The sequence below is a fragment of the Methylobacterium sp. UNCCL125 genome, from assembly GCF_900116795.1.
GTDB classification, from domain to species: Bacteria; Pseudomonadota; Alphaproteobacteria; order Rhizobiales; family Beijerinckiaceae; genus Methylobacterium; species Methylobacterium fujisawaense.
In genome coordinates, this window is the sequence record NZ_FPBW01000073.1 from 1 (window position 1) to 8,142 (window position 8,142).

7 protein-coding genes and 3 pseudogenes are annotated in these 8,142 nt (G+C 59.2%); 7 read left to right on the forward strand and 3 right to left on the reverse strand.

Annotated elements, in window-relative coordinates; all coding sequences use genetic code 11:
• A partial coding sequence (locus tag BM396_RS31595) for a transposase (protein ID WP_210187149.1) occupies positions 1-183 on the forward strand: 183 nt, incomplete at its 5' end.
• A 222-nt stretch (positions 184-405) separates the two neighbouring features.
• Positions 406-1,632, forward strand: coding sequence for a class I SAM-dependent methyltransferase (locus BM396_RS31600; RefSeq protein ID WP_043387957.1), 1,227 nt, complete (start codon positions 406-408; stop codon positions 1,630-1,632).
• Positions 1,633-2,237: 605 nt separating this feature from the next.
• Here the strand turns inward: BM396_RS31600 and BM396_RS31605 are convergent.
• Positions 2,238-2,480 (reverse strand): annotated as a pseudogene (locus tag BM396_RS31605) (integrase core domain-containing protein); the annotation flags it as partial.
• A gap of 260 nt (positions 2,481-2,740) precedes the next feature.
• Here BM396_RS31605 and BM396_RS31610 point away from each other — a divergent pair.
• Entirely contained in the window at positions 2,741-3,970 is a 1,230-nt protein-coding gene (locus BM396_RS31610) for an IS110 family RNA-guided transposase (protein ID WP_043387956.1), read from the forward strand.
• 95 nt (positions 3,971-4,065) lie between these two features.
• Here the strand turns inward: BM396_RS31610 and BM396_RS31615 are convergent.
• Positions 4,066-4,833: pseudogene (locus BM396_RS31615) on the reverse strand (DDE-type integrase/transposase/recombinase); the annotation flags it as partial.
• 213 nt (positions 4,834-5,046) lie between these two features.
• Between BM396_RS31615 and BM396_RS33605 the strand changes: the two are divergent.
• The 3 genes from BM396_RS33605 to BM396_RS31630 all read left to right on the forward strand — a co-directional run bounded on the left by BM396_RS33605 (position 5,047) and on the right by BM396_RS31630 (position 7,189).
• Complete coding sequence (locus tag BM396_RS33605) at positions 5,047-5,499, forward strand: transposase (protein ID WP_280142424.1); 453 nt, start codon at positions 5,047-5,049, stop codon at positions 5,497-5,499.
• Positions 5,463-5,711 carry a transposase gene (locus BM396_RS33770; RefSeq protein ID WP_078947202.1) on the forward strand — a complete coding sequence of 83 codons (249 nt, stop codon included), beginning with the start codon at positions 5,463-5,465 and terminating at the stop codon, positions 5,709-5,711. Before BM396_RS33605 ends, BM396_RS33770 begins: the two co-directional genes overlap by 37 nt.
• Before the next feature lie 659 nt (positions 5,712-6,370).
• Positions 6,371-7,189: an FkbM family methyltransferase gene (locus tag BM396_RS31630; protein ID WP_139239609.1), complete on the forward strand. Its 819-nt coding sequence runs from the start codon at positions 6,371-6,373 to the stop codon at positions 7,187-7,189.
• 402 nt (positions 7,190-7,591) lie between these two features.
• On the opposite strand, the pseudogene BM396_RS31635 reads toward BM396_RS31630, so the two are convergent.
• A pseudogene (locus BM396_RS31635) lies at positions 7,592-7,696 on the reverse strand (transposase); the annotation flags it as partial.
• Between the two features lie 246 nt (positions 7,697-7,942).
• On the opposite strand from BM396_RS31635, the gene BM396_RS31640 reads away from it, so the two are divergent.
• A partial coding sequence (locus tag BM396_RS31640) for a transposase (protein WP_210187140.1) occupies positions 7,943-8,142 on the forward strand: 200 nt, incomplete at its 3' end.

Genomic DNA, 8,142 nt, shown 5'->3' on the forward strand with positions numbered 1-8,142 from the left:
ACCATCCCGAAGGCGCACCGCCTCGCCACGGCCGAGTTCGCCACCCTCCGGCTGCGCCTCCTGAAGCTCGGAGCTCGCATCCGCGAGACCGCCAGCCGGGTTCGCCTCGCCTTCGCCGCCGCCTGCCCTGATGCTGACCTTCTGCGCCACCTCGCGACCGCGCTCGCCCCGGCGCCAGCCTGAACGACGGGGCAGCGACGCCCCGACGAACCCGTCCACATCCCTCCAGCGCTGACAAAACATTCCGGATCCACACGCGTCAGAACAGACGCGCGATCCCGCTCGCCATCAGCCTAAAAACCACCGCCGACAAAGCCCGATGAATAAGACGGGCTAAGAGCGGCTCGCCAATGTCGTTCGAATAAAATTGTTGTGAGACGCGAGGGATTTAGACGGATGCGCGGGATGTACAAGCCACTCGACCGATGCCGCATCAGCGGATCAAAGAACCTGATACCGGTGCTACACCTGGGTTCGCAGGAATTAACGGGCGTCTTCCCAAAACCGGGCGAGGCAGTTACCGAAGGCCCGCTTGATCTAGTCTGGTGTCCGGACAGCGGGTTGCTGCAACTGGCCCACACTTACGATTCCGGCGAGATGTACGGTGATAACTACGGCTATCGATCGGGCCTCAACGCATCCATGGTTCGCCACCTCTCGGAGAAGATCGCTTTTCTAGAGCGGCTGGTTGACTTGAAGCCCGGCGACAGTGTGCTCGATATCGGATCCAATGACGCCACTTCGCTAAAATCGTATAGGACGCCAGACTTAACTCGGATCGGCATTGATCCGACGGGCCGCAAGTTTCAACAGTACTATCCCGATGATATACGTCTCGTGCCCGATTTCTTTAATGCTGCCAATTACCGCAGCGTGAATGATCGCCCGGCGCGGATCGTCACCTCGATTGCGATGTTTTACGATCTCGACGATCCTGTGGCATTCGCGCGAGACGTTGCTTCTATTTTAGCTCCGGATGGCGTCTGGCATTTCGAGCAGAGCTACATGCCGGCGATGCTGCGGACAATTTCTTACGATACGATTTGTCATGAACACTTGGAATATTACTCGCTTTCGGTAGTCAGGCGGATTGTCGAGGCGGCTGGGTTGAAGCTCATCGACGTCCAGATGAATGGGATTAACGGCGGAAGTTTCGCGGTCACAGCGGCGCCGGCTGGCTCGAACTTGCGCGCCAACGATACGGTCATCAATTGGCTGCTAGGCCAGGAGGAGCGGATGGGCCTGCACACAGTGCGACCATTCCGCGAGTTTGAGGATAGGGTTTTTCGCCACCGGCAAGATCTGACGCGACTTCTCAAAGATTTGGCGACTGATGGCAAGCGGGTGCTGGGGTATGGCGCTTCGACCAAGGGCAATGTGACACTTCAGTTCTGCGGTATTACCGAAGCTGAAGTTCCAGCAATTGCCGAGGTTAATCCCGAGAAGTTTGGCCGCGTTACGCCGGGCACCCGAATCCCTATTATCTCTGAGGCTGAGGCCCGGGCGTCGAACCCGGATTACTTCCTCGTTCTCCCATGGCACTTTAAGGAGGGCATATTGCAGCGCGAGACGGAGTTCCGGCTGCGCGGCGGACGCTTCATCTTCCCGTTCCCCGAGATCGAGATCATCTGACGTTGCTACCGCGCGCCGGCCGGCACGGCGCGCGGAGCCAGATGCGCGGTTATCGGGGGGCCCGATCACATAGCTGAAGCTGATCATTCAGCTGGTATATAAGCCGGCCTCTCTCGCATTTTCCGCCCTCGTGTATTTGTGTAATTGTCGGTTCAGCACCTGGCTCAGAGATCAGTAACGCCTCCTGCCTGTGCCCAGCTCAAGATCCATAGCCTCGTTGATTCTGCGATTGATAACGGCCTCTTCTTAATCCAAATCTTCTTTAATACGCAGGCCGCTATTTTCGACGGAGTACGGTGCGTAGCTCGCCCGCTGCCGATGCAAGACGATAGATTCGACAATTTAGTGCAGAGACACCGACGAATACGCCACGTCTTGGTTCGTTAGCTTGCTGAAAGTGCCTTAGTAACTGCGCTGCCCTATGTAGTTTCTGCTGGCGTCAGGGCACTAGCAGCATCGCATTACCAGATCAGTCAAAGCCTTGATCTCAGCATCGGGCCGTAGATGAAACGATGGATTTACGCTGCCATAAGGCCGAGTCCGATAGACATGGCATTTGCGCGATATTCTCAGCCGCCATCATGTCGAAGGTGATTGTTGAGGCTCTAGATGTTTGGTCCCGGCATTTGGTGGAGCGGGTTTGACCTGAAACGGCAGGGCTCAGCGGACCATGCCTTGCAGATGGCTTCGTAGGGCGTCAGGCCGCGGAGGGTCTTCAGACGGCGTGCGAAGTTGTAGGCGCTGACGAAGTCGGCCAAATGCGCACGGAGTTGCCCGTGGCTGTCGTAATGGTAGCGCTTGACCGTCGCGTCCTTGATCGTGCGGTTCATCCGCTCGACCTGACCGTTATCCGGTATGTACTTGTGCGGATCCTTCTCGTTCCGCTGTTCTCCCCGGAGAACGGCATTATGGTGAGCCCATCTGGGACGCGGGGCACCGGGAGCACGAAGGTGCGGGCAGGCCGTCGATAGACAGTGGGCTGAGAGCCCGAACTCGTTACATGGCCGCCCCTTGCGACTTTCCCGGATGCGCTGCGAGCGCGGATCAGTAGGTGTCGTGTTGCCCGCCAGCTCCCGTTTATGTCGACGAACCATCATGGGGAGTGGGCATGCGGATTATCGGACTGGATATTCACCGCGCCTTCGCGGAAGCGGTAGCGTGGGATGATGGCAAGCTGAGGCGGCTGGGTCGCGTCGACATGCGTCGCGATCTTCTGACCGCCTTCGCTGAGCAACTTTCGGCGGATGACGTCGTGGTCGTTGAGGCCACCGGCAATGCCTCGGCCGTTGTGGCGGTTCTCGCGCCGCACGTGAAGAAGGTGGTGATCGCCAACCCGATGCAGGTGCGGATGATCGCGCATGCCAAGATCAAGACCGACACGATCGACGCCGTCGTGCTGGCGCAGCTCTACGCGAGCGGGTTCCTGCCGGAGGTGTGGGTTCCAGACGAGCCGACCCAGGCGCTGCGCCGGCAGGTTACCCGCCGCAACCAGATCGTCCGGCAGCGATCTCGGCTAAAAAACATCATCCAGTCGATCCTGCACAGCCACCTGATCCCATCCTGTCCCCACGCTGACCTCTGCGGGGCCAAGGGCCGGGCATGGCTCGTCGAACAGGTCGTGCCAGAGGACGAGCGGCTCGCGATCGAGCGGCACCTGCGCGAGTTTGACAGGCTTGGCGAGGACCTGAAGGTCATCGAGCGCGATCTCGCCCGTTCGGCCCTCGCTGACGAAAGCGTCAAGCGACTGATGACGGTCCCCGACATCGACATGGTGGTGGCGCTTGCGTTGACAGCGGCCATCGGCGAGGTGACCCGCTTCGACGAGCCGCAAAAGCTTGTCAGCTACCTCGGTCTGAACCCGAGCGTGCGGCAATCAGGACCGGGACCCGCGCACCACGGCCGGATCACCAAGCAGGGTCGCGGCCACGCCCGCGGCATGTTGGTCGAGGCCGCCTGGGCCGCAGCCCGCGCTCCAGGCCCACTCCGAGCCTTTTTCCTGCGGGTCAGGGCGCGACGCGGCCAGCACGTTGCCGCTGTCGCAACCGCCCGCAAGCTCGCGGTCGTGATCTGGCATCTTTTGACCAAGAGCGAGAGCTACGTCTGGGCCCGCCCCTTGCTTCACGCGAAGAAGCTTCGCGATCTTGAGCTGAGGGCCGGCTACAAGGCGGCTCGCGGTCAGAAGGGGGCAGCTCACGCCTACAACAGCAAGAGCCACCGCGATGGGGAGCGGCGCTGGGTCGAACAGGCTGAGACGGTCTACGCCCGCTTCGTGACGGGCTGGAATCCGCAAGGGCCCAAGAAGGTGCGCACGGGCGCCGCAACTGAGGTGCGCCGATAGAGGCTGCGCGGCAGGGCTCCCACCTCACGCCCTGCTCTTCGCCACGCGGTCGCCCGTGCGCGAGCCGAAAATAGCGCAGATCTACGAAGAAAGCTCTTGTCGATTACATCAGTCGTCCAGGGGTGGCGCGGTTTGGTCAGCCGATGATCGATATCGTTGCGGGCGCAGGCAAGTTCGAAGCTGTGGGCTCGGAAGGTCTCGCCGGCTGCGATCGCCTCCTTGATGATGGAAGCGGCCGAGGCGACGTTGCCGGGCGTGGTGAAGTGGATGCCGTTGTCGGTGAGCACCGTGTGCACCTTGTAATGCACGGCCTCAATGAGATGGCGAAGGAAGTCGCCTGCGACCCGCCGGGTGGCCTTCTCATGCAGCTCCACGAAGGCGAACTTTGTCGTGCGGTCGATGGCAACGAGCAGGTAGAGTCGCTCTTCGGCTGTGTGAACCTCGGCCAGATCGATGTGGAAGTAGCCGAGCGGGTAGGTCTTGAAACGTGATCGCTTGGGCTTGTCACCATCGACCTCCGGCAGTCGGCTGATGCCGTGGCGCTGCAGGCACCGATATAGCGACGAACGGGTCAAGTGCGGGATCGTCGCCTGCAGCGCGTAGAGGCAGTCGTCCAACGGCAGGAGGGTGTGACGGCGAAAGGCGACGACGACTGCCTCGTCCTCCTGTGACAAGACCGTCGAACGGGGATCCTTCGGACCGGTGCGCTGGTCGGCGACCGAGGTCCGCTTCTTCCACTTGGCGACCGTCTTCGGGTTGATCCCGTAACGCTTCGAGAGCGCCCTCAGGCTCGCTTGACTACGCTGGATCGCTCGACGGACTGCCTCCGTCGTGGTGGCGCTGCCTTGAAGAACTTGGCCCATAGCGCGTCCCCCCACTCCAACGTGAAGAGTGCACCATCAAACCCTGGGATCAAACATCCTAGGGTAACGCGCTGAGCGCACCTGCGTGAACTCTACAGGATCGAGTTCTCGTTTGACCTGATCAGCGCGGCCGCCGACGGAGTTCTAGAGGAAGTCGCCGGCTGACAGAATCGATCGCTAGAGCCGGTCTATATGATCGTTTTGTTCAGTGCAATGCGGATCAAAGTAGGTAACGAGGGCCTTGTCCAGAACAAAACCGTTTACATCGCGATCGGTGTGCGCGTCGACGGCTCCGAGGAAACCCACGGTCTCTGGCTGGAGCAAGACCAACGGCGCCAACTTCTGGCTGCCGGTCATGAAGAGCTGAGAAGCCGCGGCTTCGAGGACGTCCTGCTTGCCATAGTTGATGGCCTCAGGACTCTGCCGACGCGATCCTGGCAATGTTCCCCGGGCAAGCTCGTCCAGATCTGCAATGTACATCTTCTACGCGACCGCCTTGATCTCGTCTTCTACAAGGACTGTAAGGTCGTGGTGGGGAGCTCAAGGACATCAACCGCGCTTATTGCCGTCTTTGGCGAGGCACCGCTGTCCGTCTTCGAAGCAGCGAGTGGGGCTGACGCTACCCGGCCATCGCCCAGAGCTGGCCGCGGGCCTGGAGCGAGGTAGTACCGTTCTGTGAGCTCCCCGGCGAAGTGCGCCGGATCATCTACACCTCGAAATTTGTTGAGGCCCCAAACGGCATGCTGAGTCGGGCCGTGCGCGCCTGCGGTCACTTCCCAACCGGCAAGGCCTTCCTGAAGCTCCTCTACCTGGTCTTGAACTGCTCCGAGAAGACGTGGAAGATGGGACTGGGTGAATGGATCATGGCCAAGGCGTAGTTCACCATTATCTCCGGCGAGCGCTTCATCTAGGCGATGACGGCCTGCTGTTCAACCCGCTGCACCTAAACGGATTCCTTAAACTACGCGACCCGAAAGCTCTGTAAAAAACATCATTATGCCAGACAGATGCTAACACCTCCAAACAGAGCTGGAGGATGGGCGTTAAATATAGTAAATCTTCTACTCGATCAAGGAAGCGCGGATTGTGATTGGCACCTGGCAAACACATACAACCGCATGCGGCCGCGTCCTTCGGTGGACCATCAGCCGCCCGCATCCGTCATGTACCCAGATATGGCCTTTTGGCCACTCATGGTCGCCGCCGTGCAGTAGCCTTACAATCGGCACGATCCACAATACTGGCAGGTTTGAGCTCACCACTCCACACGGCACTCTTCCTCACCTTGAGCCCCGTAAAGCTCAGGCTTCTTCCAAAGCGCGTGGCTGCTCAACTGGGATGCAGGTCGTGGCCGCTAATCCGAATAAAGCGACCTCCAGGGAATTATCGAGGCGCTTCATTTTCTCGGCGGCGCGAACGATCAACGCACTTGCAGTTTGTCTCCGCAGCCACGACATCGAAATGCCTCGCACCTTGAAAAGCGCGCCATAAAGTTGCTACTATGCGTTAACGATTTAGCTCAAGGAGGGAACACTCATTGCGGAACCTGTTCCAGAAATTTCGGAGTAGCTCGTCAACCACCACGAGCGGATTATATGCCACTCACGACGAGATCACCAGTGACACAGTAACGTCCGATGCTCCGCGTCCGTTCATAACTTTCGCGCAGAATTTTGAGGATGTGATGCTGTGGCGTGCGTTGAAGGATGTAAAAAACGGTTTTTACATCGATGTAGGCGCGCATGATCCCGAGGTCCACAGCGTGACGGCTGCCTTTTACGCACGCGGCTGGCGAGGCATCAACGTAGAACCCGTCCGAGAACTGTTCGACCGATTGACACTCGCTCGATCGCAGGACGTAAATTTACGGCTCTGCGTTGGAGAGGAGCGAGGTCGGCGAGCGTTCTACGCGTTTCCAGAGACTGGATTATCCACACTCGACTCTACGCACGTTGAGGACTTCAAAGCGCACGGGTTTAACCTGCGGGAGGAGCAGGTCGAGGTTTGCTCTCTCGCCGAAATCTGCCAGCTCTATGCGCCGGGTTCAATCCATTTTCTGAAGGTAGATGTTGAGGGAGCGGAGCGTGAAGTTCTTTCGGGGGCTGATTTCACCATCTACCGTCCATGGATCGTCCTTCTTGAAGCGACAGCTCCCCTTAGTCAGCGGCTTGTTCACGAGGAATGGGAGTCAATCATGCTGGCTGCACACTATGAGTTTGTGTGGTTTGACGGCCTCAACCGGTTCTACATCGCCACCGAACGAGTGGCGTCACTTAAGCCACATTTTCAAAGCCCGCCAAACGTCTTCGACGGCTTCAAGGTGCGCCCGGAGCATTTCAGCGCGCCACCAACTTGAGGCAGCAAGAGCGACAAATAGAAACCTACCCATTGCAATATCACGAGGCATGCGCGAGAGCTGGTAGAGGTTTTAGGTCAGAACATGCGGCTTATTGGCTGAGCTTGAGGCCTCCGAGACAGTGACGGCTCGCCGCAGGGGCGTCATTTATCGGCCGAAGCAAGGCGATACTAGCGATTTTACGTTTTCCGAAGATGGTTGCGTGTTCTTAAATTGGATGGGGCTGAGATCCTGTCCGGCGTCATGATGTTTTCTGGCTGTATTTTTGAATTTGAGAGAGGATGCTAGCGCGTTTTCAGTTTAACCCAGATTTAACACACGTCGTATCCTGCTGTGGCGAAGAAATTAGCTCACCGGTCGGGTGTGACAGTGTAGACGAGGCGCCCGATGGCAGACCATCTGCTCGGAGATGCCCATCCGACGCAGCACCTCCGCGACCGGTATCCCGGTCTCAGCCTGCTTCAGTGCGAAGGCGATTTGCTCTTCGGTGAATCTGCTCTTCTTCACGGCTCCGCTCCTTCCGTCAGGGTCTCACAAAACCGGAAAACTCGCACTCACGTCGGACCAAAGCGATTGGGGGGACGTGGTTCAGCGGCGACTTCGCGACGGGAATGTCCACTCGTCTGGCTAGCCCGTCTTATTCACGAGGACGGTGGATCTGGGATGGCGAGCGTAGCGTAAAGCATTGATGTGGCTTAGGGATTGGGTGCTGACGCCAAGCCTTCAGACCGCACCGAGCCTGCCACGCCCGCCATGTCCGATCCTACGTGTCTCCCGTTCGCGTTTCCATCCGTTCGGGGCAAGAAGCTCACAGCCGCCTTCGATGGCGGACGCCTGACCTCGGATGGCGGCGTCCTGCTGCTCGCCCAGGCCGCCCGGCGGTTGGACATCGCCGACAAGCTCGCCGCCGTGATCCCGGACCGGCGTGACCCCAGCCGGGTTCTGCATCCCTT